Annotated in this window: 25 protein-coding genes; 17 read left to right on the top strand and 8 right to left on the bottom strand. The window is 62.1% G+C overall.

The genetic code is table 11. The features are described 5' to 3' along the window. The 3 genes from AC1DE4_RS01580 (at position 1) to AC1DE4_RS01590 (ending at position 3,061) form a co-directional block, all read left to right on the top strand. Complete coding sequence (locus AC1DE4_RS01580) at positions 1 to 330, top strand: TfoX/Sxy family protein (RefSeq protein ID WP_477879597.1); 330 nt, start codon at positions 1 to 3, stop codon at positions 328 to 330. Between the two features lie 54 nt (positions 331 to 384). Then, a complete protein-coding gene (locus AC1DE4_RS01585) occupies positions 385 to 2,046 on the top strand; it encodes a urocanate hydratase (RefSeq protein WP_477879599.1) in 1,662 nt (553 codons plus the stop codon). A 136-nt stretch (positions 2,047 to 2,182) separates the two neighbouring features. Beyond that, positions 2,183 to 3,061 carry a DMT family transporter gene (locus AC1DE4_RS01590; RefSeq protein ID WP_112824782.1) on the top strand — a complete coding sequence of 293 codons (879 nt, stop codon included), beginning with the start codon at positions 2,183 to 2,185 and terminating at the stop codon, positions 3,059 to 3,061. A gap of 24 nt (positions 3,062 to 3,085) precedes the next feature. On the opposite strand, the gene AC1DE4_RS01595 is transcribed toward AC1DE4_RS01590, so the two are convergent. Beyond that, entirely contained in the window at positions 3,086 to 4,366 is a 1,281-nt protein-coding gene (locus AC1DE4_RS01595; RefSeq protein ID WP_477879601.1) for an MFS transporter, read from the bottom strand. A 97-nt stretch (positions 4,367 to 4,463) separates the two neighbouring features. Between AC1DE4_RS01595 and AC1DE4_RS01600 the strand changes: the two genes are divergently transcribed. Beyond that, entirely contained in the window at positions 4,464 to 5,336 is an 873-nt protein-coding gene (locus tag AC1DE4_RS01600) for a LysR family transcriptional regulator (RefSeq protein WP_477879603.1), read from the top strand. On the opposite strand, the gene AC1DE4_RS01605 is transcribed toward AC1DE4_RS01600, so the two are convergent. Then, a complete protein-coding gene (locus AC1DE4_RS01605; RefSeq protein ID WP_113470547.1) occupies positions 5,337 to 6,242 on the bottom strand; it encodes a LysR family transcriptional regulator in 906 nt (301 codons plus the stop codon). Between the two features lie 126 nt (positions 6,243 to 6,368). Here AC1DE4_RS01605 and AC1DE4_RS01610 point away from each other — a divergent pair, with 126 nt between their 5' ends. Together AC1DE4_RS01610 and AC1DE4_RS01615 are read left to right on the top strand one after the other, a co-directional pair. Continuing rightward, positions 6,369 to 7,133, top strand: a complete 765-nt coding sequence (locus AC1DE4_RS01610) for an SDR family oxidoreductase (protein ID WP_018855150.1) — start codon at positions 6,369 to 6,371, stop codon at positions 7,131 to 7,133. 132 nt (positions 7,134 to 7,265) lie between these two features. Further along, a complete protein-coding gene (locus AC1DE4_RS01615) occupies positions 7,266 to 8,003 on the top strand; it encodes an SDR family oxidoreductase (protein ID WP_477879608.1) in 738 nt (245 codons plus the stop codon). Between the two features lie 128 nt (positions 8,004 to 8,131). On the opposite strand, the gene AC1DE4_RS01620 is transcribed toward AC1DE4_RS01615, so the two are convergent. Together AC1DE4_RS01620 and AC1DE4_RS01625 are read right to left on the bottom strand one after the other, a co-directional pair. Next, the gene (locus AC1DE4_RS01620) at positions 8,132 to 9,502 is read right to left on the bottom strand and encodes a PepSY-associated TM helix domain-containing protein (protein ID WP_477879610.1); all 1,371 of its coding nucleotides are present in this window, start codon (positions 9,500 to 9,502) and stop codon (positions 8,132 to 8,134) included. A 63-nt stretch (positions 9,503 to 9,565) separates the two neighbouring features. Then, positions 9,566 to 9,973, bottom strand: coding sequence for a hypothetical protein (locus AC1DE4_RS01625; RefSeq protein ID WP_477879612.1), 408 nt, complete (start codon positions 9,971 to 9,973; stop codon positions 9,566 to 9,568). A 123-nt stretch (positions 9,974 to 10,096) separates the two neighbouring features. Between AC1DE4_RS01625 and coaBC the strand changes: the two genes are divergently transcribed. After that, positions 10,097 to 11,305, top strand: coding sequence for a bifunctional phosphopantothenoylcysteine decarboxylase/phosphopantothenate--cysteine ligase CoaBC (gene coaBC / locus AC1DE4_RS01630; protein ID WP_018855154.1), 1,209 nt, complete (start codon positions 10,097 to 10,099; stop codon positions 11,303 to 11,305). Here the strand turns inward: coaBC and AC1DE4_RS01635 are convergent. Then, positions 11,295 to 12,104 (bottom strand): class II glutamine amidotransferase, encoded by an 810-nt coding sequence (locus AC1DE4_RS01635; RefSeq protein WP_025658667.1) that lies wholly within the window; start codon positions 12,102 to 12,104, stop codon positions 11,295 to 11,297. The two genes, coaBC and AC1DE4_RS01635, sit on opposite strands and share 11 nt — an antisense overlap. Positions 12,105 to 12,363: 259 nt before the next feature. On the opposite strand from AC1DE4_RS01635, the gene AC1DE4_RS01640 reads away from it, so the two are divergent. The 6 genes from AC1DE4_RS01640 to otsA all read left to right on the top strand — a co-directional run bounded on the left by AC1DE4_RS01640 (position 12,364) and on the right by otsA (position 19,604). Then, the gene (locus AC1DE4_RS01640) at positions 12,364 to 13,275 is read left to right on the top strand and encodes a pirin family protein (RefSeq protein WP_477879614.1); all 912 of its coding nucleotides are present in this window, start codon (positions 12,364 to 12,366) and stop codon (positions 13,273 to 13,275) included. A gap of 449 nt (positions 13,276 to 13,724) precedes the next feature. Continuing rightward, positions 13,725 to 14,402: a FadR/GntR family transcriptional regulator gene (locus AC1DE4_RS01645; protein ID WP_018116802.1), complete on the top strand. Its 678-nt coding sequence runs from the start codon at positions 13,725 to 13,727 to the stop codon at positions 14,400 to 14,402. Beyond that, positions 14,399 to 15,691: a CynX/NimT family MFS transporter gene (locus AC1DE4_RS01650; RefSeq protein WP_025658665.1), complete on the top strand. Its 1,293-nt coding sequence runs from the start codon at positions 14,399 to 14,401 to the stop codon at positions 15,689 to 15,691. The genes AC1DE4_RS01645 and AC1DE4_RS01650 overlap by 4 nt, the downstream gene beginning before the upstream one ends. Before the next feature lie 86 nt (positions 15,692 to 15,777). Continuing rightward, a complete protein-coding gene (locus tag AC1DE4_RS01655) occupies positions 15,778 to 17,301 on the top strand; it encodes a S10 family peptidase (RefSeq protein ID WP_025658664.1) in 1,524 nt (507 codons plus the stop codon). A 90-nt stretch (positions 17,302 to 17,391) separates the two neighbouring features. Further along, positions 17,392 to 18,186, top strand: a complete 795-nt coding sequence (gene otsB / locus AC1DE4_RS01660) for a trehalose-phosphatase (protein ID WP_025658663.1) — start codon at positions 17,392 to 17,394, stop codon at positions 18,184 to 18,186. A 41-nt stretch (positions 18,187 to 18,227) separates the two neighbouring features. After that, on the top strand, positions 18,228 to 19,604 hold the full coding sequence (otsA, locus tag AC1DE4_RS01665) for an alpha,alpha-trehalose-phosphate synthase (UDP-forming) (protein WP_018116806.1): 1,377 nt from the start codon (positions 18,228 to 18,230) through the stop codon (positions 19,602 to 19,604). 8 nt (positions 19,605 to 19,612) lie between these two features. Here otsA and AC1DE4_RS01670 read toward each other — a convergent pair whose 3' ends face one another. Next, the gene (locus AC1DE4_RS01670) at positions 19,613 to 20,515 is read right to left on the bottom strand and encodes a choline sulfate utilization transcriptional regulator (protein WP_025658662.1); all 903 of its coding nucleotides are present in this window, start codon (positions 20,513 to 20,515) and stop codon (positions 19,613 to 19,615) included. 181 nt (positions 20,516 to 20,696) lie between these two features. Here AC1DE4_RS01670 and betC point away from each other — a divergent pair, with 181 nt between their 5' ends. Continuing rightward, complete coding sequence (gene betC / locus AC1DE4_RS01675) at positions 20,697 to 22,211, top strand: choline-sulfatase (RefSeq protein WP_025658661.1); 1,515 nt, start codon at positions 20,697 to 20,699, stop codon at positions 22,209 to 22,211. A gap of 54 nt (positions 22,212 to 22,265) precedes the next feature. Continuing rightward, entirely contained in the window at positions 22,266 to 22,475 is a 210-nt protein-coding gene (locus AC1DE4_RS01680; protein ID WP_018855162.1) for a TOBE domain-containing protein, read from the top strand. 3 nt (positions 22,476 to 22,478) lie between these two features. Here the strand turns inward: AC1DE4_RS01680 and tsaA are convergent, their stop codons facing one another. Next, positions 22,479 to 23,000: a tRNA (N6-threonylcarbamoyladenosine(37)-N6)-methyltransferase TrmO gene (tsaA, locus tag AC1DE4_RS01685; protein ID WP_025658660.1), complete on the bottom strand. Its 522-nt coding sequence runs from the start codon at positions 22,998 to 23,000 to the stop codon at positions 22,479 to 22,481. A gap of 54 nt (positions 23,001 to 23,054) precedes the next feature. Then, the gene (locus AC1DE4_RS01690) at positions 23,055 to 24,638 is read right to left on the bottom strand and encodes a peptide chain release factor 3 (RefSeq protein WP_018116811.1); all 1,584 of its coding nucleotides are present in this window, start codon (positions 24,636 to 24,638) and stop codon (positions 23,055 to 23,057) included. A gap of 90 nt (positions 24,639 to 24,728) precedes the next feature. On the opposite strand from AC1DE4_RS01690, the gene dut reads away from it, so the two are divergent. After that, on the top strand, positions 24,729 to 25,199 hold the full coding sequence (gene dut, locus AC1DE4_RS01695) for a dUTP diphosphatase (RefSeq protein WP_025658659.1): 471 nt from the start codon (positions 24,729 to 24,731) through the stop codon (positions 25,197 to 25,199). Continuing rightward, on the top strand, positions 25,196 to 26,098 hold the full coding sequence (locus AC1DE4_RS01700) for a GNAT family N-acetyltransferase (RefSeq protein WP_477879619.1): 903 nt from the start codon (positions 25,196 to 25,198) through the stop codon (positions 26,096 to 26,098). The genes dut and AC1DE4_RS01700 overlap by 4 nt, the downstream gene beginning before the upstream one ends.

The following is a 26,098-nucleotide window of genomic DNA, read 5'->3' on the forward strand; positions in this document are numbered from 1 at the left end:
ATGGCGCGGGACGTCGGCCTCGAGGAATTGCTGAGGGAAGAGCTGGGTACTATGTCCGGTCTCAGCGAGAAGCCGATGTTCGGTGGTTTGGCCTTTCTGCTCGACGGCAATCTCCTTTGCGGCGCCCGACAAGACGGCATGCTGGTCCGCCTCGGCAAAGGCAATGACGGCTGGGCGCTCGATTTGCCCGGCGCCGTGCAGATGCTTTTCGGCGGTCGCACCATGCACGGCTGGATCCGGGTCGGCGCGGAGATTTACGGCGATGACGATTTGCGGCGCCGTCTCCTGGAGGCCGCGACGGCCTTTGTGCGCTCACTGCCCGCCAAGTGAACGGAGCTTGGGCCCAAGTGACCCAAAAAAGACAGAGATAGAGGAACGACCAAGATGCCGAAGCCCAATCCACGTCACCCGAAATTTCCGATACCGGGCGGGCCGGAGCTGCGCGCCAAGGGTTGGCGGCAGGAGGCGCTGCTGCGGCTCCTGGAGAACGTTCTCTCCGTCGGTGAGGATCCGGACAATCTCATCGTCTATGCCGCGCTCGGCAAGGCAGCGCGCAACTGGGCGGCGCACAAGGGCATCGTCAAGGCACTGACCGAAATGGACGAGGACCAGACGCTGCTGATCCAGTCCGGCAAGCCGATCGGCCTCGTGAAGACGCATCCGAAGGCGCCGCTTGTCATCATGGCGAACTGCAACATCGTCGGGCAATGGGCGAAGGCCGAGGTCTTCTACGAGCTGCAGCGCAAGGGGCTGATCTGCTGGGGTGGGCTGACGGCTGGCGCGTGGCAGTATATCGGCAGCCAGGGCGTCATCCAGGGCACCTATGAAATCTTCATGCGCATTGCCGAGCGCCGGTTCGGCGGTGATCTCTTCGGACGCTTCGTGCTGACGGCGGGGCTCGGCGGAATGGGCGGCGCGCAGCCGCTCGCCGGCCGCATGGCGGGGGCCGCCATCCTCTGCGTCGACATCGATCCCGAGCGCGCGAAGAAGCGCCAGGAGATCGGCTACTTGCAGGAAATCGCGCCGGATCTCGATACTGCGCTTGCGATGATCGATGCTGCCGTGAAGGACAAGCGGGCGCTTTCGGTTGGTCTCGTCGGCAATGCTGCGGAAATCTATCCCGAGATCGCGCGGCGCGGCATCGTGCCGGATATCGTCACCGACCAGACCTCCGCGCACGACCTCGTCTACGGCTACGTGCCGAAGGGCATGAGCCTTGCGCAGGTTCGCGAACTGCGCGAGGACGGTCAAGGACAGCTGATGGCGGCAAGCCGAGCTTCGATCGTGCAGCACGTCACTGCCATGCTGGACTTCCAGAAGAAGGGCTCCGAGGTCTTCGACAATGGCAACCTTATCCGCACACAGGCCAAGGAAGGCGGCGTCGCCAACGCTTTCGACATTCCGATCTTCACCGAAGCCTATCTGCGACCGCTCTTTGCCCGGGCAATCGGCCCTTTCCGCTGGATGGCACTGTCAGGCGCGGAAAGTGATATCGCCCGGATCGACGATCTGCTGCTCGAAATGTTCCCAGACAACAAGATCATCACCAACTGGATCCGGTTGGCGCGCGAGCACGTGCCCTTCGAAGGACTGCCGGCGCGTATTGCCTGGCTCGGTCACGGTGAACGCACGATGCTTGCCCGCCGGGTCAACGAGCTCGTAGCAAGCGGTGAACTGAAAGGGCCCGTCGCCTTCTCGCGGGATCATCTTGATGCCGGCGCGATGGCGCATCCGAACATCATGACCGAGCGGATGAAGGACGGCTCCGACGCGATCGCCGACTGGCCGCTGATCGACGCGATGATGCTCTGCTCGTCGATGGCCGATCTTGTCGTCGTCCATTCCGGCGGCGGCGGCTATGCCGGCTACATGACGAGCTGCGGCGTCACCGTCGTGGCCGATGGCACCGACGCTGCCGACGAGCGGCTCGACCATGCGCTTACCAACGACACGGCGCTTGGCGTCATGCGCTATGCCGATGCCGGCTATGACGAGGCGCTCGACGAGGTGGCCAAGAAGGACGTTCCCTACATTAGGCTCGGATAGCGCTAAGGCACCTGTCTCGGAAACATTTCTGTCCGATTACGCTATGGCGTGGCGCAACCGATCGATCGCAGGTCGTGCGCCTCTGATAGAGATCGAGTGTTGATTCGACGCTGCCCTTCCAACGAACGGACCCGCCATGCAGCCCCGCACCTACGGTATGCTCCTCGTCAGCATTGCTACGATCATGTGGAGCACCGCGGGGCTCTTCGTCCGCGCGCTCGATCTCGATGTCTGGACCGTGCTCGGATGGCGCTCGCTGTTTGGCGGTCTGGCGCTGACGATCATCATTCTGGCAAAGAAGCGGATCAGTGCGGAACCCGGTAAGGTACCGCTCTATTTCTATCCGCTGTTCGGTCTCATGGCCGCTATATCGATGTATGGCTACATCGGCGCGCTGAAGCTGACGACCGTCGCCAACGTGCTGGCGATCTATGCGACAGTCCCGTTCGTCGCGGCAGCCATCGCTTATGTCTGGTTGAAGGAGAAGATCAGCAGGCGTGTGCTCATCGCCAGTATGATCGCCTTCGTTGGCGTTCTGATCGTTGCAGGTTTCGGCGCGAGGCCCCAGGACATCGCCGGCAACGCGCTGGCGTTCTTGATGACGCTGACCTTCAGCATCCTGCTCGTCGCGGCGCGGCGCTACCCCGCACTGCGCTTGGCGCCGGTCAATGCGCTTGGATCCGGCTTCTGCGTGCTGCTCTGCCTGCCACTGATGTCGCACGCGATACCGAGCCTGCAGGAGATCCTCGTGCTTGCCGTCTTCGGGTCGACGACATCGGGAATCGCCTATCTACTGTTCATGACCGGCGGCCGCTATATTCCCTCGAGCGAGGCCGGGTTGATCGGTCTGCTCGACGTCGTGCTCGGCCCGCTCTGGGTCTGGCTCGCCTTCTCTGAGACGCCGACGCTTTCCACGATCATCGGCGGCGTGATCATCCTGATCTCGGTCTTCTGGTATCTCTGGAGCGGCATGGCGCGGTCACAGCAGCCACGCCGCACCTTGAAGAACGTTTAGCCGACCCATTATTTTTCGCGAAGATTACCGCTTCGCCAGCTTGGCGGCGGTGAGCGCCGCGACCATGCCAAGCGCCAGCAGCGACAGCGTGAAGGCAACGACGGCGTTCCAGCCATCGGCACCCCAGAAATAGCCACCGACCGAACCGGCAACACTGGAGCCGATGTAGTAGGACAACAGATAGAGCGCGGACGCGTGCCCCTTGGTGCCGCGGGCAAGGCGACCAACGAGGGCGCTCGCCACCGAGTGGGCGACGAAGAAGCCCGATGTCAGCAACACGATGCCAAAGACGATCAGCGGCAGCGAGGATGACAGCGTGACCGCGACGCCGACCGCCGCAATCGCAATGCCGGCCGGCAGCACGATGAAATGGCCGATGCGATCTCCAAGCAGGCCGGCGATCCAGGATGCGGCGATACCGAACAGATAGACCGTGAAGATCAGGCCGAGTTCCGTCTGGTTGAGATTGTATGGCGGCTGAACGAGGCGGAAACCGATGTAGTTGTAGACGGTGACGAAGCTGCCCATGGCGAGAAAGCCGATGGCGAAGAGCAATGGCAGCGCCGGGTTACCTATATGGCCAACCCAGGCCCTCACGTGAAAGCGGACATCGAAACCCTTGCGCGGCGCAAAATTGCGCGACGCGGGCAGCAGCAGGAAGAAGCCGATTGCCGCGGCAAGGCCGAGCACGCCAAGCGAACCCAATGCAATGCGCCATGAGAAGAACTCAGCCAATGTGCCGGTGACGACGCGGCCTGCCATGCCGCCAAAAGCATTACCGGCGATGTAAAGACCCATCGAGGCGCCAAGACCGCGGGGATCGATCTCTTCCGAGAGATAGGCCATCGCCACGGCCGGCACGCCGCCAAGCAGCAGCCCTTCAAGCGCGCGGATGACGAGCAGCGCGTGCCAGCTCGACACGAGGGCGCAGGCGATCGTGCAAAGGGCAGCCCCGAGCAGCGAGGCGAACATCAGGATGCGGCGGCCGAAGCTTTCGGAGACGGCAGCGGCACAGAAGATCGCGAAGGCGAGAAAGCCGGTCGACAGAGATAACGACAGAGAGCTCGCGGCCGGGCTCACGCCGAAGTCCGCGGCAAAGATCGGCATCAGTGGCTGCACGCAATAGAGCAGCGAGAAGGTAGCAAAGCCGGAAAGGAAGAGGGCGAGGCTGGCACGTCGATAAGGTGACGTGCCGCGCAGCAAGAACTGCTTTTCCTGCATTTCCGCCGTCGTTCGCACGAGGTGGAGATTCGGACGGGGATGGGTTTCGGAGGCGTCTGGCGAGCTGTTTGCGGCGCGTTGCATTGGGGGTACCAACCTTTCACGCCTTTTGATCTAGCCAGCAGCAGGCCATTTGTCCAATATATGAAAATACCATTCTTCATAGCTTTTGGAGATATCGATGGAGTTGCGCCATATCCGCTATTTTCTCGCCGTCGCCGAAGAGGGAAATTTCACCCGCGCCGCAGCAAAACTCGGCATCGGCCAGCCGCCACTCAGCCAACAGATCCGCGATCTTGAAAACGAGATTGGGGCGGCACTGTTTCATCGCGTCCCACATGGCGCGGAACTGACGGAGGCGGGGAGCGCCTTTTTGCCGGAGGGTCGCGCTGCCATCGCGGCCGCCGAGAAGGCGAAGCTCGCCGCCCAGCGCGCCACCCGAGGCGAGACCGGTCGGCTGGCGCTCGGCTTCACGGCGTCCTCAGCCTTCAACACGGCGGTCAGCGGCACGATCCGTCGCTTTCGCGGGCAGTGGCCAGAGGTGAGCCTCTCCTTGACCGAGATGAACAGCACCTGGCTGATGGAGAAACTGCTGCGTGAGGAAATCGACGTTGCCTTCATCAGGCCCGGCCTGGAGGATCCGAAGAACGTCACGCTGAAACGCTTGGCGGATGAGCCGATGCTGATTGCCTTGCCGGCGCACCACCCGCTTGCGAAATACGAGAAGGTGCCCGTGTCGGCACTTGCCGGCGAGCCGTTCATTCTGTTTCCGCGGACGGTTGGCCTCAGTCTCTATGATGATATCGTGCGTGGCTGCCGCGATGCCGGTTTCGAGCTTGTCGTGACGCAGGAGGCGCCGCAGATCCCATCCGTCGTCAATCTGGTCGCCGCCGATCTCGGCGTATCGATTGTGCCAGCCTCGATTGCCCACCTGACACTCGACGGGGTCGCCTATCGCCAGATCGAGGGGCCGCCGCTGGTGGCGCGTCTCGGGCTTGCGATGCTGAAGGCGCAGCGGTCGCGCGTCGCCGCAAACATGATGAGCCTCGTCTGATCAGCCGGCAGGATCCCAATAGGGCGGATCGCCGAAGGTCTTGCGCAGGTGGTCGGCGACAGCGCGCAGCTTGGCGGACGGATTGCGCCCCTCCGGATGCGCCATGTAGATGAACTCGGCTTCCGGCCTGTAGCCGACATCGATCTCCTGGAGCTGTCCCGCACTGATCGCAGGCCCGGCAATGAAGGCTGGCAGAAGCGCGATACCGAGACCCGCAGCCGCGGCATCGCGGATCATGTCTCCATTGTTCATGCCGACGGCCTGGCTTGCCCGCACGACGATGGCTCCATCCGGCGTCTGGAACCGCCAGTCCGCAACGCCCCGGTTGGTGTAGAAGATGCCTTTATGGCCATCGAGATCGGCAAGGGTCTTCGGCACACCATGGCGGCTGAGATAATCCGGTGACGCGACCAAAAGCCGACGGCTGCGACTGAGTTTCCACACGACCAACCGGGAGTCGACGATCGGACCGTGCCGGACCACGGCATCATACCCTTCCGAGGAGACATCAACGCGGCGGTCGTCGATGTCGAGCACCAGTCGGATTTCCGGATGCGCGGCCAGAAACGGGTATAGCGCGGGGCCAAGATGCATGCGCCCGAAGGTAACGGGGGCGGCAATGCGCAGCGGGCCGGACAACGTGCCTCGGCGCACCGCCATCTCGGCGGTGGCTTCCTCGATTTCCTGAACGATCCGCGTCGCGCGCTCCAGAAAGGCCGTGCCGTCTTCTGTCAAAGTGAGTTTTCGCGTGGTGCGATGCAGAAGCACACCGCCAAGCGACTTTTCAAGCTCCGCAAGCCTCTCGCTGACGACAGACTTCGATAGGCGCAGGCGTCGGGCAGCCTCGCTGACCGAGCCGGATTCCACGATCGCCACGAAGGACGTTATTCCCTCAACCCTGATCATCGTTCGGCAAATCCGAATTCGAGTTCCACCATTTGGAGGCTAATCCGAACGAAAAGAAAATGCCATCTTCTGCCCATCGAAAGGGACGGCAATTGCCATCCCAACCCCCATACTGGAGATGCAACAATGAACCGCTTGAATGGAAAAGTCGCCATCGTCACTGGCGCAAGTGCCGGCATCGGTCGCGCAACGGCAAAGCTCTTTGCGGCCGAAGGCGCCAAGGTCGTCGTCGGCGCCCGCCGCCAGGCTGAACTCGAAAGCCTGGTCGCAGAGATCAAGGCAGCCGGCGGATATGCCGTTGCTGTTGCCGGCGACGTCCGCTCGGAAGACTATCACAAGGCGCTGGTCGCCACCGCCGTCGAGCGCTACGGTAAGCTCGACATTGCCTTCAACAATGCCGGCATCCTTGGCGAAGCCGGCCCGAGCACCGGTGTTTCCGAGGCCGGTTTCACCGAAGCGCTGACGATCAACCTGACGGCCTCCTTCCTGGCTGCCAAGCATCAGATCGCGCAGATGGAAAAGGATGGCGGCGGCTCCGTCATCTTCACCTCGACTTTCGTCGGCTACAGCTTCGCCTTTCCCGGCGTTGCCGCTTATGCCGCCAGCAAATCCGGCCTTATTGGCCTGACGCAGGCGCTCGCCGCCGAATTCGGCCCGAAGAACGTGCGCGTAAACGCGGTTCTGCCGGGTGCGGTCGATACCGACATGTATCGCGAGATGAACGACACTGAGGGCAAGCAGAGCTTCATCACCAACCTGCATGCGCTGAAGCGTGTCGCAGCGCCTGAGGAACTTGCGCGCTCCGTACTCTACCTCGCATCCGACGACTCGAGCTTCGTCACCGGTACGGCCTCGTTGGTCGATGGTGGCGCATCGATCACCCGGACCTGATCCTGCGTTCGACTATCCGCTCTGACTGGACAAGCTTTCCGGAAAAGAGCGGATTATCGCGACGGCATTTTCATCACATCATCCAAGGCAGCAACGGGCGCTCGCCCAACGGGAACACAGGAACTCACGACAATGGCACGCTTACAGAACAAGACAGCCCTGATCACCGGCGGCACCAGCGGCATCGGCCTCGAAACCGCCCGTCAATTCATCGCCGAAGGCGCTCGCGTTGCCATCACCGGCAGCAGCGAAAAGAGCGTCGCGGCGACCCGTGCCGAATTTGGCGACAAGGCGTTGGTCATCCAGGCGGATGCCGGCAACGCAGCCGGCCAGAAGGTCGTCGCCGGCGCGATCAAGGAGAGCTTCGGGCATCTCGACATTCTTTTCGTCAACGCCGGCGTGGCGGAGTTCGGTGCGCTCGAACAATGGAGCGAGGAAGCCTTCGACAGGTCGGTCGCGATCAACGTCAAGGGACCTTTCTTTCTGATCCAGGCCCTTCTGCCGCTGTTTTCGAAGCAGGCTTCGATCGTTCTCAACACGTCGATCAATGCCCATATCGGCATGCCGAATTCGAGCGTCTACGCCCTAACCAAGGGCGCGCTGCTGACGCTTGCAAAGACGCTCTCCGGTGAACTGATCGGCCGCGGCATTCGCGTCAACGCCGTCAGCCCCGGGCCCATCGCGACACCGCTCTATGGCAAGCTCGGCATGTCGGAAACCGACACCAAGGCAAGGGCGGCACAGATCCCGGTCGGCCGGTTCGGCGATGCGGGCGAAGTCGCCAAAACCATCATCTTCCTCGCCTCCGACGAGGCTCCCTACATCGTCGGCAGTGAGCTCGTTATCGATGGCGGGATGAGTAACCTCTGAGGACCGAGATCCATCAGAGGATGCCTGAGAAGGCCGCGGACCCCTCTCCTCCGCGGCCTTTCCGTGTTCATCAGCCGGCATCATGAGGACGACGGCGGGGAGGAGAAGCACCGGATCGCGGCCCGCACTTACGCCGAACGCTTCGTCCTGCTCCTGATATAGACCCAGTCCGCTGCCAGCATGACGACCAGCGACAGGCCAACGAGCGGGAAGAACACTCCGCAAACAGCGAGCATCGCGATCAGGCCGCGGACAACACGCTTGTCAGCAGGCATCGGCGGGACGCCGAGCGAGCCCGCTGGGCGTCGCTTCCACCACATGACGGCCGCCGAAACCGCAAGCAGGATGATCGCCGCGCAAGCGGCAAGCAGCACCAGTTGGTTCGCAAGCCCGAACTGCTGACCGAGATGAGTGTTGATGCCCCATTCGAGCGATTTGCCGAGCGGACCGTAGTCGGCATAGCTCATGTCGATCAGCGGCGTCCCGGAATATTGGTCGAGATGGACGACCCGCTGCTTGGAAAGATCGTCGGGATAGACCGATCCGGTAAACACCCCATCCGCTGTGGTTGGTATGTTGACGGCGTAACCCCGATGCAGGCCAAGACGATCAAAGGTGGCTACGGCGTCATCGAGGCCAATCGCCTGTGCATGATGGGCGTGCCCTGACGAGTGCGGTACTTGCGCCTGCTCCAGCGACCAGGATGTCTTGGCGACGTGGTCGAGATGCTCGTCGGACATAGGTACGGCAACCCGCACGCCCGCGGGATAGCCGAAGTTGTTGCCATTGGCCCATTCGTTGACCTTGCCGCCCCAGACCCCCGACCAAGGCATGCCTGTGATGGCCAGGAAGACGATGAAGAAGCCGACGAAGATACCGGTGACCGCATGAGTGTCCCGCCAGAAGACCCTCCGCTTAGGGGTGCCGCGAACGGAGAGAACACCGCCTGTCTGTAGGCGTGGCCACCAGAGGTAGACGCCGGTGGCAACCAACAGGATCGACCATCCGGCGGCGATCTCGATCAGCATACGCGCGTAGTTGCCGAAATATTTGAGGCTGTGGAGGTAGCGGATCGTCCACATGACAGTGCCGCGATCCGGCAACGCGCCCAGCACCTTATCGGTATACGGATTGACGTAGACGGCAAGTTTGCCTTCCGCCTCGGTGCCGATGGTGACTTCGGCAGAGGCATCGGGCGTGGCAGGGTCGGTAAACTTGACTGCAATTCCGGGGTAAACAGCAAGGGCAGCAGCCACCATCGTGGAAGGTGCCGCGCGGTTTGCGCCTTGCTGCACTTCGACGCGCTTGAGTTCGGAATGGATCACCGCGTCAATCTCATCCTTGAACAGGTAGAGGCCGCCGGTGATCGCCAGCGTGATCATGAAGGGCAGGACAAGAAGGCCTGCGTAAAAATGCCAGCGCCAGACGGCGCGATAGAGGTCGGAGGCGGAGCGCGCGGAGGCGCTGACGCTCTCGCGACCGATGGTAAGATCGGACATGGAGGACTCCCAACGTAGGAAAATCGAACCTCGGCGTGACGCGCGCGAGGTCGAGCGATGACGTCAGGCGGTAATGGGAGGTGCTCGCGGTTCAGCGATCCGCCCGCGTAAAGCGGGCAAAACGTCAGCATCGGTTCGGATCGCTGCGTCGATTGCAGTTTCGACTGCGACGTAAAAGACCGCCGCCTGCGCGGCGAGAACTGCCGGCATGGCAGCCGATGCCAGACGGCAGAGCGTGCCGCACGGGCACTCGGGCGCCTTCTTGGCCGGCAAGTTGCCATGTCCGGCATCGTCGATGGAACCGTGTCCGCTTGAAGAGCAGATGATTGCGAAGGGATCGACGGGGGACGCCGCCATGGAACCCTGCACAGTGCCGCTCAGCAGTCCTTGGATCAGGAATAGACAGGCGACCAGCAGCGCGACGGCGCTGGCCGATACCCGATCCCGCAAGATGCTTCGCATGGTCCCCATGCTTCGCTCCATGCCACAAGAGGGCAGCATTGTCACTGCGACCAACGCGCTTCCGGTGCCGATTGCTTATTATTCCCCAAAGGCTTAGGGTTTGATGCAATCAGATAATCGATGGGAAAAGCCATGGTTCTCAGCGGCAAACGCATCCTCCTCATCATTTCAGGCGGGATCGCGGCCTATAAAAGCCTGGACTTGATCCGACGGCTCAGAGAGCGGGGTGCGTCCGTGCGACCGCTGATGACGACGGGGGCGCAGGAATTCGTGACGCCGCTTGCCGTCGGCGCGCTCGCCGCCGATCATGTGTTCACCGATCTTTTCTCCCGCCAGGACGAGCAGGATGTCGGCCATATCCGGCTGGCGCGCGATTGCGACCTCGTGCTGATTGCGCCGGCGACGGCGGACCTGCTCGCCAAGATGGCGAATGGGCTTGCGGACGACCTTGCCTCGACGGTGCTGCTTGCGACCGACCGTCCGGTACTCGCCGCCCCCGCCATGAACCCGCACATGTGGGCGCATCCGGCAACCAAGCGCAACGTCGAGACCCTGCGCGGCGACCATATCCGTTTTATCGGACCGATGTCAGGCGAGATGGCGGAGAGCCGCGAAGCGGGCGTCGGCCGGATGGCTGAGCCGCTCGAGATCGTCGCGGCCGCGGAAGCGCTGCTCAACGATGGACCGAGGCCGCTTACCGGCCGCAAGGCGATCGTCACCTCGGGGCCGACTCATGAGCCGATCGACCCTGTGCGCTACATCGCCAATCGCTCTTCCGGCCGTCAGGGGCACGCGATTGCCGCCGCCCTCTCCGCCCTTGGGGCTGATGTGACACTCGTTTCCGGGCCAGTCTCGGTCCCTGATCCCATGGGTGTGAAGGTCATTCACGTCGAGCGCGCAGACCAGATGCGCGACGCCGTTCTCGCCGCGCTTCCCGTCGATGTCGCGGTGATGGTTGCGGCCGTCGCCGACTGGCGTGTTGCCTCGGCCGCCGACCAGAAGATCAAGAAGCATCCGGGCGAATCCATCCCGACGCTCGCGCTGACTGAAAATCCCGATATTCTGAAGACCGTCGGTCATCACACGCTGCGGCCGAAGCTGGTGATCGGCTTTGCGGCGGAGACCCAGGATGTCGAGAGCAACGCCATGGCGAAACTCGAACGCAAGGGGGCTGACATCATCGTCGCCAACGACGTTTCGCCCGCAACCGGCATCATGGGCGGCGTTCGCAACAGGGTGAAGATCGTCGCTCACAGCGGCATCGAACAGTGGCCAGACCTTGCGAAGGAAGAGGTTGCGACGAAGCTCGCGGCGATGATCGCTGAACGGCTCAAGCAGTAATCGCAACCGGGGCGGTCTTTGCCACGGCCAGCGCCGGACGAAACGGTGCGATATCGAGGCCAATGTCGGCAAGCGTAACGGCACTGCCATCCGGGATCTCCGCCCAGGCATCGACATCGTCGTTGAGCGGCTCGGACACCAGGCAATAGCCCCTGCCGACAGGAGACGCGTAGAGCGTCGGCGCCTTGCGGTCGGTCGCATAACGGATCGCATAGAGTAACTTGCCATCGGAAAAGGCGGCCGTGTAGCGCACCAAGACTGAACCCAGGACGTTTTCGGCAAGGCCCTCTACGAAGCGTATCATCTCCGCCATGGCTGCCATCGGCGTCTGGCGCAGGCCAAACTGCAGGGCGAGCAGGAACATCAGTTCGGAATCGGTGGTCCCGCCGCGCGCGTTGAAAAGCTCATCGTCTAGCATGGCCTCCATGGGACGGCGCAGCCGTTCGAAGCCTGAGATCTGGCCGTTGTGCATGAAGGACCAGTTGCCGAAGGTGAAGGGATGGCAGTTGTCGCGCCGCGTGCCGCCGCCGGTGGCGGCCCGCACATGCGCCAAGAACAACGGCGACCGGATCTGCCGCGCAAGGCTCTTCAGGTTGCAGTCGGACCAAGCCGGCAAGGTATCGCGGTAGCGCCCTGGCTCCAGCCGGTCGCCATACCAGGCGATGCCGAAGCCGTCGCCATTGGTGGGGGTTTTGGCGCGGGTGGCGCAATGCGACTGCTCGATCAAGGAGTGCGCGGGCGAGGACACCAGTTCCTCCAGATAGAGGGGGTCTCCACGATAGGCTGCCCAGCGACACATGCTCTTTCCACTCCCGAGCCCGCCCTGAGGCGGGAGAATGCCGAAACGCGACAGTGATTGTCGAATCCGATGGTTAATAAGACCTGAACGGCCTCGTGGCTTGCAAGCGGAAGATGACAAATTTCCGGCGGCGGACGCGATCACATTGCGCAATGGCGCATCTTCTTTTGTGAACAGTGCGTTGCCGGGCAGGCTGATTTCGCGGATGCCGGTCAGGCGGCTATAGTCCCGGGCAAGTTGAACCCTTCGAGAGGATGCCATGTCGATCCGTCCCGTAAAGCATATGAGCACCGCAATTCCGACGATGGAGGGCGCCGGCGTGAAGCTGCATCGCGTCTTCGGCTTCGGGGATCCGTCAATGACCGACCCGTTCCTTATGATGGACGATTTCCGCAATGACAATCCGGCCGAATACATCCGTGGCTTTCCCTGGCATCCGCATCGCGGCATCGAGACGATCACGTACGTGCTCGCCGGCACGGTCGAGCACGGCGACAGCCTCGGCAATCGCGGCCTGCTCGGCGCCGGCGACATCCAGTGGATGACGGCCGGCAGCGGCATCATGCACCAGGAAATGCCGAAGGGCGATTTCGCCGGACGGATGCACGGCTTCCAGCTGTGGGCCAACCTGCCCTCGTCGCTAAAGATGACGGCGCCACGCTATCAGGACGTCAAATCCGCCGACATTCCTGTCGTGGTCGACGACGACGGCACCGCCGTACGCGTTATCTGCGGCGACTTTTGGGGCAAGGCGGGCCCGGTTGACGGCGTAGCTGCCGAACCGATCTATCTCGACGTCTCGGTGCCGCCGGGCAAGAAGAAGCGCCTGCCCGTCGACACCTATCGCAACGCCTTTGCCTATATCTTCGTAGGCTCCGGCACGTTCCGCGACGCCTCCAAGCCGTTTGGCGTCCGCGTCGAGAAGGAGGTCAACGGGGAGGAGTTGAACATTCGCGATATGTCCAGCAACCGCACGCTCGTCGTCTTCGACAGCGGTGATGAAGTGACCGTGCAGGCCGGCGACGAAGGCATCCGCTTTCTGCTCGTTTCGGGCAAGCCAATCGAGGAGCCGGTCGCCTGGCATGGGCCGATCGTCATGAACTCGCGAGAGGAGATCATGCAGGCGATGCGAGAACTGCAGAACGGCACCTTCATCAAGGCCGCACATTGAGCCGGCTTATCCACAAGCGCTACCACTAAATCTGTATATCGACACAACGAAACAACATTTCATTGTAAACGTTGGCGTATTCCCGACAGCGAGGAAATGAAATCGGGCATTCCTGAAGATGTGGCAGCGACTCGGCCGAGGTTTTTTCTTGCATCGCGGACGAATCATCCTACCTTCTTTCCATCGACAACAGAACGAAAGGAAGGTGATCCAATGTCTAATGAGATTTCAGACCTCGTAAAAGGCATGGAAGTGGTGATGAAAGCGAGGCAGCCCTCGCTCTAAGCCCCACCTTCCTAGGATCGCTTTGACGGTCCGGCCATTTACAGGCCAGAACTCATGGAAAGGGTCGCCTCGAGCGACCCTTTTCATTTTACATCACAGGATTGACGACGCCCACGATCTTGGCGTATTCGTAAAGTCATCAGATGACTTTACGAATACCGACGATGCAACCACTCGCAAAAACGAAGCTTGCCGACACGGCCATCGAGGCAATCCGCGCCGAGATATTGGGAAAGCGTTGGGCCGTTGGGGAAAAACTGCCCAACGAGGCAACGCTGTCGTCCATGCTCTCCGTCAGCCGCGGCACCATACGGGAAGCCGTCCGCGTGCTGGTGTCGCAGGGCCTTCTCGAAACCAGGCAGGGCTCCGGAACCTACGTGCTGTCTACCACCGATACGAGGCTGCCGCTCACCATGGCGCGTCGTGCCGGTCTGCGTGATCTCTTCGAGGCCCGGTGTGCACTCGATGTCGAGGCGGCGCGGCTGGCCGCGGTACGACAAACTCCGCAAACCATTGCGGAATTGAGGGCGCTTCTCGCCAAGCGGGGCAATTTCGAAGGCGGCGACAAAAGCGGCTTCGTCGAACGCGACCTTGCCTTCCACCAAGCCGTCATTGCGGCTTCCGGCAACCGCGCGATGGTTGAGATCTATCAGTTCTTCTCCGCCTCGATCGCCGAAACGATCGCGGCGACTTTGGACAATGAGATTCCCGAGCCTGATCTGCAGGCGCACGCCGACATCATCGACGCGATCGCCACCGGCGATCCGCAACAGGCCGACGCGGCCGTTCGCCGCTTCATGGCTCCCATCATCAGCGCTCTCGACCGGATGCTCCATTCATGACCACCCCCCTTCAGGACTCCGCGGAGGTCTACGACCTCGCGGACGAGCAACTTATCGATGCCGAAGCCGATAGCGTTCCCCAACCACAACCCCCAGTGGGCAGCAGTGCAGCGGCACGCTTCCTTCTCGGGGTTAGTCTCGTCCTGATCGCCTTCAATCTGCGGCCGGTCTTCTCCAGCGCCTCCGCGCTGCTGCCCGAAATCAAGACGGAACTCGGCCTTTCGTCGCTCGGCGCCAGCTTGCTGACCACCCTGCCCGTCGTCTGCCTCGGTGCTTTTTCGCCAGTGGCGCCGCGGCTTGCCCAACGAATCGGAGCAGAGCGTACGCTTCTGGGGGTACTCATCCTGCTGGCCCTCGGGACAGCGCTCCGGGGCCTTTCATCCATTCCGCTACTGTTTATCGGCACCGCGCTCGCCGGCGCTTCCATTGCTGTCGGCAACGTGCTGCTGCCTGGCTTGGTCAAGCGTGACTTTGCCGATCGCGCCGCGCTGATGACCGGCTTCTACACGATGGCGCTCTGCGCGGGCGCGGCAAGTGCTGCGGGCTTCACGTTGCCGCTCGAGCACATTCTCGGCGACTCGCTCTCCAGCGCACTGGCCGCCTGGGGGCTGCCCGCGCTGATCGTCGGGATCATCTGGTTGCCGCAAGTGCTGTCCACCAAGAGCCAGGTCAAGCGCAGCGGCTTTTCCGTCCAAGGACTCTGGCGAGACCGGCTGGCATGGCAGGTCACGCTCTTCATGGGCCTGCAGTCTGCTCTGGCTTATTGCGTATTCGGCTGGCTCGTTCCCATCCTGCGCGAGCGCGGCGTTGACGGTTTCACCGCGGGAGCGATCGTTTCGGTATCGGTGATGGTTCAGGCCGCGGCTTGCCTTGTAGCTCCGCAGATCGCCGTGAGGGGCAAGGATCAGCGACTGATCAACGCGTCGCTCTGTGCCGTCGCCGTCGTCGCCTTGCTCGGCCTACTGTTCGCGCCGCTCTCGACGATCTGGGTCTGGGCCGTGCTGCAGGGCATCGGCCAGGGCGGCCTGATCGCCGTCGCCATGACGACAATCGTGCTGCGCTCCCGCGATCCGCATGTGGCGGCCCATCTTTCCGGCATGGCGCAATGCGTGGGCTACCTGCTTGCGGCGATTGGCCCGCTGGTCGTCGGGCTCATCCGCGGCTGGACCGGCAGCTTTGCGTGGTCGGCCGTGCTTTTCGTCGCGCTTGGCGCGGGGGCTGCGATCAACGGCTGGAACGCCGGCCGCGCGGAATATGTGAATGCGCAGACGATCGCAAAAATGGACTAACGCCCCCTCACCATCTGTTGATTTCTCCCGCCAGACGGCGATGTTTAGGTTACGCCTCCAATACCGCTTCCGTCAGAGGTCAAGTTTTGCGTTTCCTATCCGCCATCCTGCTTGCAACAGCCTTGCTGGCGCCACTCGCACCCGCCGTGTCGCAGGAGGGTCGAGGCGAACCTGCCACACGGGCCTCATCGAGCGACGGCGTACTGAAGCTGCTGCCGGAGGACTCGGTCACCCAACACACACTGAAGATCGGCGACCGGACGCTCGACTATGTGGCCACGGCCGGAACGCTTGATCTCTTCGCGCAAGACGGCACCAAATCAGGCGCAATATTCTACACGGCCTATATCGCCAAGAACGGCGCCCCCGACCGCCCGCTGACCTTTGCCTTCAATGGCGGCCCCGGTGCGGCGTCGGCATTCCTGCATCTCGGCCTGATGGGGCCGCGTATCCTGGACTTCGGCCCGAAAGGCGACGATGGGGCCGACGCGAAGTTGGTCGACAACCCGCACACCTGGCTCGACTTTACTGATCTTGTTTTCATCGATCCGATCGGAACTGGCTGGAGCCGGACCGCCAAGGCCGACGACGCCTCCAAATACTACAACGTCAATTCCGACGCAGAGAGCATCGCGAAGGCGATCGCTCTTTATGTCACTCACAACAATCGATCCGGTTCGCCCAAGTATCTTCTCGGCGAGAGCTATGGCGGCTTTCGCGCCGCCAAGGTGGCCGGCGCCCTGAAGGACAGCCAGGGCATTATCGTCTCGGGCGCGATCATGCTTTCGCCACTGCTCGAGGGGCAACTGATGTTCAATGCTGATCAGTTTGCGCTCGGCGCGGCACTCGAATTCCCCTCGCTTGCAGCAGCGCACATGGACAGACGCAACGCTTTCGATGAAGGGCAGCAGCGCGATGCGGAGAAATTTGCGCTTGGCGACTATCTCACGACACTCGCCGGCCCGACGCCAACAGGCGAAGCCGCTAAGGCCTTTTACGAGAAAATTGCCGGCATGACCGGGATCCCCTCAGATGTCGTTGAGAAGAACCGTGGCTTCCTCGGAAATGCTTACGCCAAGCAATCAGAAGGGCAGGACGGGCGCGTTGTCAGCCCTTACGACGCGGCGTTCTCGACGCCCGATCCTTATCCGGAATCAGACTCCGATCGCGGCGACGACGCCATCCTCGACGGCTTCACCCGCGCCTATGGCGGGGCCTTCGCCGACTATGCGCGCAGTGAACTCGGATTCAAGACCGAGATGACCTATTCGCTGCTCGACAGCGATATCAATCGCAAGTGGGAATGGGGCGGGCGTGGCGGCGGTTCCATGCGGCAGGCGAGCGTTACCGACGATATCCGCCAGCTTCTCGCCTCCAATCCGAAATTCCGCCTGCTGATCGCCCATGGCTATAGTGATCTCGTGACGCCCTATGGGGTGAGCCGCTATGTTGTCGACCACCTGCCGGCGTCGCTTGCCGGCGAGCGCGTGGCACTGAAGGTTTATCGTGGCGGCCACATGTTCTATACGCGGGCCGACCAGCGCGCTGCCTTCACCGCCGGGGCCAGGGCCTTCTTCGCCGGACGTTCCGCTGCAATGCCGGCTGAATGAACTGGGTATCCAACGCGAAAACCTGAGATTTTCTCGCGTTTTACGCCAAAATGGGTTGCCTTCGGCCGATGCCGACATAGGTAAGTCACCATGTCATACCCCAGTAAGCCATTTCCTGCCACGATGCCGCAACCGGCCTCGGGGCAGACGGAATTGCTGAGCGCCCTTTCGTCCTCCCCTCAAGACTGCGCTCTTTTTCTCGATATCGATGGGACGGTGCTTGACCTGGCCGGGATGCCGGACGCGATTGTCGTGCCGCCGTCTTTGCCGGCGGCGCTTGACGCGGTCTCGCGAAGGCTTGGCGGTGCGCTTGCCTTGGTAACAGGGCGAGCGCTTGCCTATGCCGACGCGCTGTTTGCGCCATTTCGTTTTCCGATCGCCGGCTTACACGGCGCCGAACTGCGCCGACCTGATGGCAGCGTCGCAAAGGCCGAGACCACTGCCGCATTCGAAGCGATGAAAGCGGATCTTCGCAGGGCGGCTGAAAGCCTGGACGGCGTCATCGTGGAAGACAAAGGCGCCGCCGTTGCCGCTCACTATCGCCTTGTGCCGCAAAGGCAGACAGAGGTGGAGCCGATCATGGAGGCGATGCTGTCCAAGGTAGGGCCCGACTGGACCTTGCAGCGCGGCAAGATGGTTCTCGAAATCCGACCGGCCAGCGCCGACAAAGGTCAGGCCATAGAGGCGTTTCTTTCGATGCCGCCATTTGCCGGCAGGCGTCCGATCACCATCGGTGACGACGTCACGGATGAGGCGATGTTCCGTGTCGCCAATCGCCAGGGCGGCCTCTCCGTTCGGGTCGGCTCGCCCTCCGACACCACCGCCGCCTTGACGCTGCCTTCGGCGTCGGCGGTGCGGGAACTGATCGCGCAGTTCGCCGTTTGATCCCAAGCACCAGGTGCTGCCCTCCCAGGAAAGGAATTTTCGTGTCCCGTCTCGTCATCGTTTCCAATCGCGTGCCAGCTCCCGTGAAGGAGGGCGCAGCCTCGGCCGGCGGACTGGCGGTGGCGCTGAAGGCGGCGCTGGAAGAACGCGGCGGTATCTGGATGGGTTGGTCCGGCAAGTCGAGCGAAAACAACGAGCCCGGCCCGCTCTCCCTGACGGAGGAAGGCAAGATCACCTATGCGCTGACCGATCTCACCGGCAAGGACGTCGAGGAATACTACTTCGGCTTCGCCAATCGCGTGCTTTGGCCGATCTGTCACTATCGGCTGGACCTTGCGGAATACGGCCGCAAGGAGATGGCGGGATATTTCCGCGTCAATCGCTTCTTCGCGCATCGGCTTGCGCCGTTGCTCAAGCCTGACGACATCATCTGGGTACATGACTACCATCTGATTCCGCTGGCCGCGGAATTGCGGCAGATGGGCTTCAAGAACCGCATCGGCTTTTTCCTGCACATTCCCTGGCCGCCCGCCGATGTGCTCTACACCATGCCGGTTCACGAGGAGATCATGCACGGACTTGCGGCCTACGATCTTGTCGGCTTCCAGACGGACCACGATCTGGAGAACTTCGCCGGTTGCCTTCGCCGCGAGGATATGGGTGATGCCATCGGCGACGGCCGCTTCACGGCGAATGGTAAGGTCTTCAAGGGCGGAGCCTACGGCATCAGCATCGAGACGGCAGCCTTTGCCGAGTTCGCCAAGAGGGCCGGCAGCCATCACATGGTGCAGAGGGCGCGGCAGAGCATCAAGGACCGCGACCTGATCATCGGCGTCGATCGGCTGGATTACTCCAAGGGCATCACGCAGCGGCTGGATGCCTTCGAGCGCTTCGTCGTCAACAATCCGGCCCACCAGCGCAAGGTCACCTATCTCCAGATCACCCCGAAGTCCCGCTCGGAGGTGCCGGAATACGAACAGATGCAACGCACCGTCGCGGAGCAGGCAGGCCGCGTCAACGGTGCCTTGGGAACCGTGGACTGGGTGCCGGTCCGCTATATCAACCGCTCCGTCAGCCGCCCAATCCTCGCCGGTCTCTATCGGCTCGCCAAAGTCGGACTGGTCACGCCGCTTCGCGACGGCATGAACCTCGTGGCAAAGGAATATGTCGCAGCGCAGGACCCGGAAGATCCAGGCGTTCTGGTGCTCTCCCGCTTTGCAGGCGCGGCGCGCGAATTGAAGAGCGGCGCGCTGCTGGTCAATCCCTATGATATCGAAGGAACGGCCAACGCGCTGGCGCGCGCCCTGAACATGCCGATGGAAGAGCGCCGCGAGCGCTGGCAGCGGATGATGGACTATCTGCTTGAGCACGACGTGTCGCGCTGGTGCGACGACTTCCTCAATGACCTCGCTGCCTGAGCGCGAGTTCAGACGATTCCCGCCTCTGCCATAAGCCATGCCGTGAGCAGATCGCTTTGAGCGTCGCGTGTTCGCGGCGGCAACAGCCAGTAACCCCGGTCCGGCGCCTCCAGCGTCGGGCCTGCGGTTCTCAGCATCCCCGACGCGAGCAGCGGGTCGACGAGGCCCATCCATCCGATGGCAACGCCCTGCTCACCGATAGCGGCCTGCACGACCAGAGAGTATGTGTTGAAGCTCAGATCGCCCTGCCCCGCGTTAGGATTGCGACTGACCCCGAGTTGCGCGAAGTACCGCCGCCAATCGAACCAAGGCGAAGGCTCCGGCGCATCGAGATGGATCAGGCGTGCGCGGGCAAGGTCAGCCGGCGTGACGATAGCGCCATGGCGATCAAGGAAGCCCTTCGTACAGACGGGCGTGACCCTTTCCGGCAAGAGCAGAACGGCCTGGCGCTCGAACTCCGCGCGCGTACCAAAGACAACGGCAACGTCTCCGTCATCAGAGCGGTCGCGCTGCACTCTTTGCGTCGCGACAATCTGAATATCGACGTTCGGGTAAAGGGCGCGGAACGCATGCATGCGCGGAATCAGCCATAGCGCGGAAAACGCATAATCCGTGCGCAGCCGGATGATCGGCCGATCTGCTTCGTTGCGGAATCGCCGCGCCAGTTCATCGATGTCGCTGACACACTTTGCCACGACATCGAGGAGACGCTGGCCTTCCGGCGTCAACTCCACTCCCCGATGCTGCCGCTTCAACAGGCTGACGCCGAGTTGCTCCTCCAAACGACGGATCTGATAGCTCGCGGCCGGCTGAGTCAGGCCAAGAACACTTGCCGCCGCCGACAGGCTCCCAGTCTTGCCAATTTCCGCGAAGATGCGCATCCACCCAAGATCGAGACGACGGCTTTCCATAAAAATTCCTTAGAGGAGACGTCAAAAAATGCCTACTTCACAGGTCATGCGATATTGATAATCAATAAATCAAACAGATGGCAAACGTGAGGGACTCTCGAACTCTAAGCAGTCGATGCCAACCAGAAGACCTCCGCAGACACGGCTAAGTTCCCGCTCTCGCAAATGAAGGACGATACGCATGGCGCGCCCGAATATTCTCATTCTGATGGTCGATCAGTTCAATGGCACGCTGTTTCCAGACGGACCGGCTGATTTCCTTCACGCGCCTCATCTGAAGGCCCTGGCAGAGCGTTCGGTGCGCTTCGCCAACACCTATACGGCAAGTCCGCTTTGCGCCCCGGCACGGGCGTCCTTCATGTCCGGGCAGTTGCCGAGTCGGACTCGCGTTTATGACAATGCCGCCGAGTTTGCGTCCGATATCCCGACCTTCGCGCACCACCTGCGGGCGGCGGGCTATCATACCGCCCTGTCGGGAAAGATGCATTTCGTCGGCCCCGACCAGCTGCATGGCTTCGAGGAACGTCTGACGACCGACATCTATCCCGCCGATTTCGGCTGGACGCCTGACTACACCAAGCCCGGCGAGCGCATCGACTGGTGGTACCACAATCTCGGCTCGGTGACGGGCGCCGGCGTTGCAGAAATCACCAATCAAATGGAGTATGATGACGAGGTCGCCTACAACGCGACCCGCAAGCTCTACGACCTCTCGCGCCGTCACGACGACCGCCCCTGGTGCCTGACGGTAAGCTTCACGCATCCGCACGACCCCTATGTCGCGCGCCGCAAGTACTGGGACCTCTACGAGAATTCCCCAGCGCTGGATCCTGAGGTCGGCACAATTCCGTTCGACGAGCAGGATCCGCACTCGCAGCGTCTGTTGAAAGCCTGTGACTATGATGCCTTCGACATCACGCCGGAACAGATCCGGCGCGCGCGACAGGGCTACTTCGCCAGTATCTCCTACATCGACGACAAGATCGGCGAGATCCTTGACGTGCTCGAGCGCGGGCGGATGGCGGACAATACGATCGTTCTGTTCGTTTCCGACCACGGCGACATGCTTGGCGACCGCGGCCTCTGGTTCAAGATGTGCTTTTTCGACGGTTCATCGCGGGTGCCTCTGACGATCGCGGCGCTGGGCTGGACACCGGCCTCTATCCGGCAGCCTGTCTCGACGCTTGATGTGACCCCGACGCTGGCGGCACTGGCGGGCATCGACATTGCCAAGCTGGCGCCATGGACGGATGGCGAGGACCTGACGCCACTTGCGACAGGCACTGGCGGTCGTGGCCCGGTGCCCATGGAGTATGCCGCGGAAGGATCGGAAGCGCCGCTCGTCTGCCTGCGGGATGGCCGCTTCAAGCTGACGCTCTGCGACAAGGACCCGCCGATGCTATTTGATCTGGAGGCGGACCCGAAAGAGCTGATCAACCTCGCCGGCGATACCGGGTATGCCGACGTCCTGGCGAAGCTCACAGCCCTGGCCGAGAAACGCTGGAACCTGCAGAATTTCGATGCCGCCGTGCGCGAAAGCCAGGCACGCCGCTGGGTGGTCTACGAAGCGTTGCGGAATGGGGCGTACTACCCTTGGGACTACCAGCCACTGCAGAAGGCGTCAGAGCGTTACATGCGCAACCACATGGATCTGAACGTACTGGAGGAAAGCCAGCGCTACCCGCGCGGCGAGTAAATTGCAGCAGCACACCTCAGCCACCACACTCCGCACGCAAAACAGGAGGCTTCGATGCAGATCAGTGCACGCAATCGCTTGAAGGGAAAGATCGTCGAGGTGAAGAAGGGTGCGACCACGGCGCACGTCCGGATCGATATCGGCGGCGGCTCCATCGTCACGGCCTCAATCACCAACGAAGCGGTCGATGAACTCGGGCTTGCCGCAGGCGGCGACGCCTATGCGGTCATCAAGGCCTCTGATGTCATGATCGCCGTCGACTGACCGTCAGGCTTTCCTGCAATAATGTGCTACGTCGTCGCCGGTCTGGAAATCGCCAGGCTGCGGCGGCGCGATCGGCTTGAACAGCGTGCGATCGGGCTTCAGATCGAGAAGCGGAGTCCCATCCAGGCAATCCATCCCCCGCACCAGCAAGACGCCGTCTTCGACCCCTTCCAGCTTGACGATCGAGGTACCGATCGGATTTGGCCGCACCGGCGAGCGAAGCGAAAACGTGCCATGGACTTTTCCGCTATTGGCGGGGCTTTGCAGAACAAGATCGCGCCGCGCCCGATCCAGCCAATAAAGTATTTCCAGCCGCTCGAAGGCTTCCACGCCCCTGAGAGCCTGTCTCCAAGGCTCGAATATCTCGATTTTGCAGAGCGGACCGTCGTGCCGCCCCTGGCGCGGTGTCTCCATGCGCGAGGTCCAGGGCGTCGAGATACGCCCGATGAACACTAGGCCAGCGTCGGTCGCCGGGGGCACTTCAACCGCGACCTCATTTTCCCTGATTTCATTCTCGCGAACCATGAACCGCTCCCTTTCGGAACGGCATCATGGCAGATCGTTGTATCCAATCCAATATCACGCCGCCTTGACGGCGTGATATTCCTTGAGGGCGGCCATCTTGATCGCCGGATAGCGCTCGGCCTCGTAACGCAGCGAGAAGCTGTCCTGCGCCAGGAACACCGGATCATGATCCAGATCCCGCGCGATATCGCCGCGACGCGCGGTGATGAACTTTTCGAGCTCCGCCGGCTGATCGGCCGAAATCCAGCGGCAGACGGAAAAGCGCGACATTTCAAAGGAAACCGGCAGGCCATATTCGGCCATCAGGCGCTCCTTCAGAACATCGAGCTGCAGGGCGCCGACAACGCCAACGATAGCCGGCGAACCATCTTCCGGCGAAAACAGCTGGACAACGCCTTCTTCAGCCATCTGTTGCAGCGCTTCCTTGAGCTTCTTCGCCTTCATGGCGTCTTCCAGACGTACGCGGCGCAGGATTTCCGGCGAGAAGTTCGGCACGCCCTGGAACACCAGCGACTCTCCTTCCGTCAGCGTATCGCCGATGCGCAGCGTGCCGTGGTTGGGAATGCCGACGACGTCGCCGGCGTAGGCCGTATCGGCCAGCTGGCGCTGCGAGGCGAAGAAGAACTGCGGCGCGGTGAGACCGAGCTGTTTGCCGGTACGCGACAGGCGAGCCTTCATGCCGCGCTCGAGCTTGCCGGAGCAGATGCGGGCAAAGGCGATGCGGTCGCGATGGTTCGGGTCCATGTTGGCCTGGATCTTGAAGACGAAGGCGGTCATCTTGTTGTCGGTCGCCTGCACGGTGCGGATATCGGCCACCTGGTCGCGCGGCGGCGGCGCAAACTCGCCGAGCGCGTCAATGAGGTCGCGAACGCCGAAATTGCGCAGCGCCGAACCAAAGAAAACCGGCGTCAGATGGCCTTCGAGGAAGGCCTTCTTGTCGAAGGGTTTGCAGGCCTCGATCGCCAGCGTCGTCTCCTCGACGAAGGCGTCGCGCTCGTTTTCCGGCAAGCGATGGGCAACCATCTCGGGATCGGTGACCTTCGTCATGATCTCCTGCGTGTCGGCACCGCGCACCTCGTTCGTTGCGAGGTGATAGGAGCCGCAGAAGGTCTTCGACCGTCCGATCGGCCACGTCACCGGCGCGCAATCGAGCGCCAGCTTTTCCTCGACTTCATCCAGGATTTCGAACGGGTCGCGGCTTTCGCGGTCCATCTTGTTGATGAAGGTGATGATTGGAATGTCGCGCATGCGGCAGACTTCGAACAGCTTCAGCGTCCGCGGCTCGATACCTTTGGCGGCGTCTATCACCATGACCGCGGCATCGACGGCCGTCAGCGTGCGATAGGTGTCGTCGGCGAAGTCTTCGTGGCCGGGCGTATCGAGAATGTTGAAGACATTGTCCTTGTACTCGAACGTCATGACCGAGGTGACAACGGAAATGCCGCGCTCACGCTCGATCTTCATCCAGTCGGAGCGCGTCTGCATGCGATCCTTCTTTGCCTTGACTTCGCCGGCAAGCTGGATGGCGCCGCCGAACAGCAGCAGTTTTTCGGTGAGCGTGGTCTTACCCGCGTCCGGGTGCGCGATAATAGCGAATGTGCGGCGGCGGGAGACCGCCTCGGCGAGACTTTCGGCCATGATGTGAATCCTGTGGAATTGCGGCGTATCTAGCGATTAAAGCCCGTCATTGCAATTGACCTTGGCGCATCGGGCGCAAACTAATGCCCCATGACAATCCATACCGATACGCGCCCGACGCTCAACATCATCCGCCTCGCCAATGGCCAGGGCCTCGATCTGCCCACTTACGAAAGCAAGGGGGCGGCCGGCATGGACCTGCGCGCCGCCGTTGATGCCGACGCGCCGACCATTCTACAGCCTGGCAAGCGTGCGATGGTGCCGACGGGCTTCGTCTTCGAAATTCCGGAAGGATTCGAGGGCCAGGTACGCCCGCGCTCCGGCCTTGCCTTCAAGCACGGCCTCACCTGCCTCAATACGCCGGGAACGATCGACAGCGACTATCGCGGCGAGGTAAAAGTCCTGTTGATCAATCTCGGCGAAGAGCCGTTTGAGATCACAAGGGGCATGCGCATCGCGCAGATGGTGATTGCGCCGGCAATCCAGGCCCATATCTGCGAAATCTCCGAGGCGAGTGCCACGGCGCGCGGCGCTGGTGGCTTCGGCTCGACCGGCGTATGACCTCCAAGGGTATCGATCATTCCGGCCTGACATTCCGCCGAGACTATTTCGGCGACCTCAAGGCCTGGCAGGCACTGGTCGATCTCCTGAAGGACACATTCGCTATCGATATCGGCCCGTTGCAGCAAATGGGCGGGCCGGACCCGAGCAGCATGCCCTTCGGCTGGTTTGACGGCGATGGCCTGCTTGCCGCCAATCTTTCGGCCTTTGCAATGCCGCTTGTTATCAACGGTCGACCGCTGAATGCTGCCGCCTTCCAGTCCGGTGCAGTTCGCCCGCCTTGGCGTGGGCGCGGGTTGTATCGCGACCTGACCCAAAAGGCGCTCGCCTGGTGCGAGGAGAAGGGTTTCGAAGCCATCGTGCTCTACACCGACAAGCCGGCGCTCTATGGACCTTACGGCTTTCGCGTGCTGCCGCTGCACGCTTATTCCGGCAAGGCACCGACGATACCGAAAGCACAGAGGTCGGCCCGGCGTCTCAATCCGCGAGAAACGGCAGACCTGGAGATGTTAAGCGCCGCCTTGAAGACGCGTCAGCCGGTCTCGGACGTGCTCGCCGTTTGCGAGAGCGCCGCGATGTTTCTGATCAACACCCAGCTCGATCCTGGCGTCAGGATCAGCTGGCTGGAACGGGAACGGGCCGCAGTTGCATGGAAGATGGACGCGCCGCGACATGTCATGCTGCTTGACGTCGTCGGCGGCAGTATCCCGTCGCTCGCGACGATCATTGGTGCACTCGACGTCGAGGCTGAGATCGTCGATGTGCCGTTTTGCCCGGACAAGCTTGACTGGAGTGGACAGGCGAAGCCTCTTGAGAGCCACACGCGTCTGATGATCCGAGCGCCCGGCACCATCGCCTTCGATCGACCAGCCATGCTCTCGCCGATGGCCGACTTCTGA

It is taken from the genome of Rhizobium sp. 10N414 (assembly GCF_056394785.1).

Coding starts and splice junctions, on each gene's coding strand:
- AC1DE4_RS01580 (WP_477879597.1), top strand. CDS start 1: ATGGCGCGGGACGTCGGCCTCGAGGAATTGCTGAGGGAAGAGCTGGGT.
- AC1DE4_RS01585 (WP_477879599.1), top strand. CDS start 385: ATGCCGAAGCCCAATCCACGTCACCCGAAATTTCCGATACCGGGCGGG.
- AC1DE4_RS01590 (WP_112824782.1), top strand. CDS start 2,183: ATGCAGCCCCGCACCTACGGTATGCTCCTCGTCAGCATTGCTACGATC.
- AC1DE4_RS01595 (WP_477879601.1), bottom strand. CDS start 4,366: ATGCAACGCGCCGCAAACAGCTCGCCAGACGCCTCCGAAACCCATCCC.
- AC1DE4_RS01600 (WP_477879603.1), top strand. CDS start 4,464: ATGGAGTTGCGCCATATCCGCTATTTTCTCGCCGTCGCCGAAGAGGGA.
- AC1DE4_RS01605 (WP_113470547.1), bottom strand. CDS start 6,242: ATGATCAGGGTTGAGGGAATAACGTCCTTCGTGGCGATCGTGGAATCC.
- AC1DE4_RS01610 (WP_018855150.1), top strand. CDS start 6,369: ATGAACCGCTTGAATGGAAAAGTCGCCATCGTCACTGGCGCAAGTGCC.
- AC1DE4_RS01615 (WP_477879608.1), top strand. CDS start 7,266: ATGGCACGCTTACAGAACAAGACAGCCCTGATCACCGGCGGCACCAGC.
- AC1DE4_RS01620 (WP_477879610.1), bottom strand. CDS start 9,502: ATGTCCGATCTTACCATCGGTCGCGAGAGCGTCAGCGCCTCCGCGCGC.
- AC1DE4_RS01625 (WP_477879612.1), bottom strand. CDS start 9,973: ATGGGGACCATGCGAAGCATCTTGCGGGATCGGGTATCGGCCAGCGCC.
- coaBC (WP_018855154.1), top strand. CDS start 10,097: ATGGTTCTCAGCGGCAAACGCATCCTCCTCATCATTTCAGGCGGGATC.
- AC1DE4_RS01635 (WP_025658667.1), bottom strand. CDS start 12,104: ATGTGTCGCTGGGCAGCCTATCGTGGAGACCCCCTCTATCTGGAGGAA.
- AC1DE4_RS01640 (WP_477879614.1), top strand. CDS start 12,364: ATGTCGATCCGTCCCGTAAAGCATATGAGCACCGCAATTCCGACGATG.
- AC1DE4_RS01645 (WP_018116802.1), top strand. CDS start 13,725: ATGCAACCACTCGCAAAAACGAAGCTTGCCGACACGGCCATCGAGGCA.
- AC1DE4_RS01650 (WP_025658665.1), top strand. CDS start 14,399: ATGACCACCCCCCTTCAGGACTCCGCGGAGGTCTACGACCTCGCGGAC.
- otsB (WP_025658663.1), top strand. CDS start 17,392: ATGTCATACCCCAGTAAGCCATTTCCTGCCACGATGCCGCAACCGGCC.
- AC1DE4_RS01670 (WP_025658662.1), bottom strand. CDS start 20,515: ATGGAAAGCCGTCGTCTCGATCTTGGGTGGATGCGCATCTTCGCGGAA.
- betC (WP_025658661.1), top strand. CDS start 20,697: ATGGCGCGCCCGAATATTCTCATTCTGATGGTCGATCAGTTCAATGGC.
- AC1DE4_RS01680 (WP_018855162.1), top strand. CDS start 22,266: ATGCAGATCAGTGCACGCAATCGCTTGAAGGGAAAGATCGTCGAGGTG.
- tsaA (WP_025658660.1), bottom strand. CDS start 23,000: ATGGTTCGCGAGAATGAAATCAGGGAAAATGAGGTCGCGGTTGAAGTG.
- AC1DE4_RS01690 (WP_018116811.1), bottom strand. CDS start 24,638: ATGGCCGAAAGTCTCGCCGAGGCGGTCTCCCGCCGCCGCACATTCGCT.
- dut (WP_025658659.1), top strand. CDS start 24,729: ATGACAATCCATACCGATACGCGCCCGACGCTCAACATCATCCGCCTC.
- AC1DE4_RS01700 (WP_477879619.1), top strand. CDS start 25,196: ATGACCTCCAAGGGTATCGATCATTCCGGCCTGACATTCCGCCGAGAC.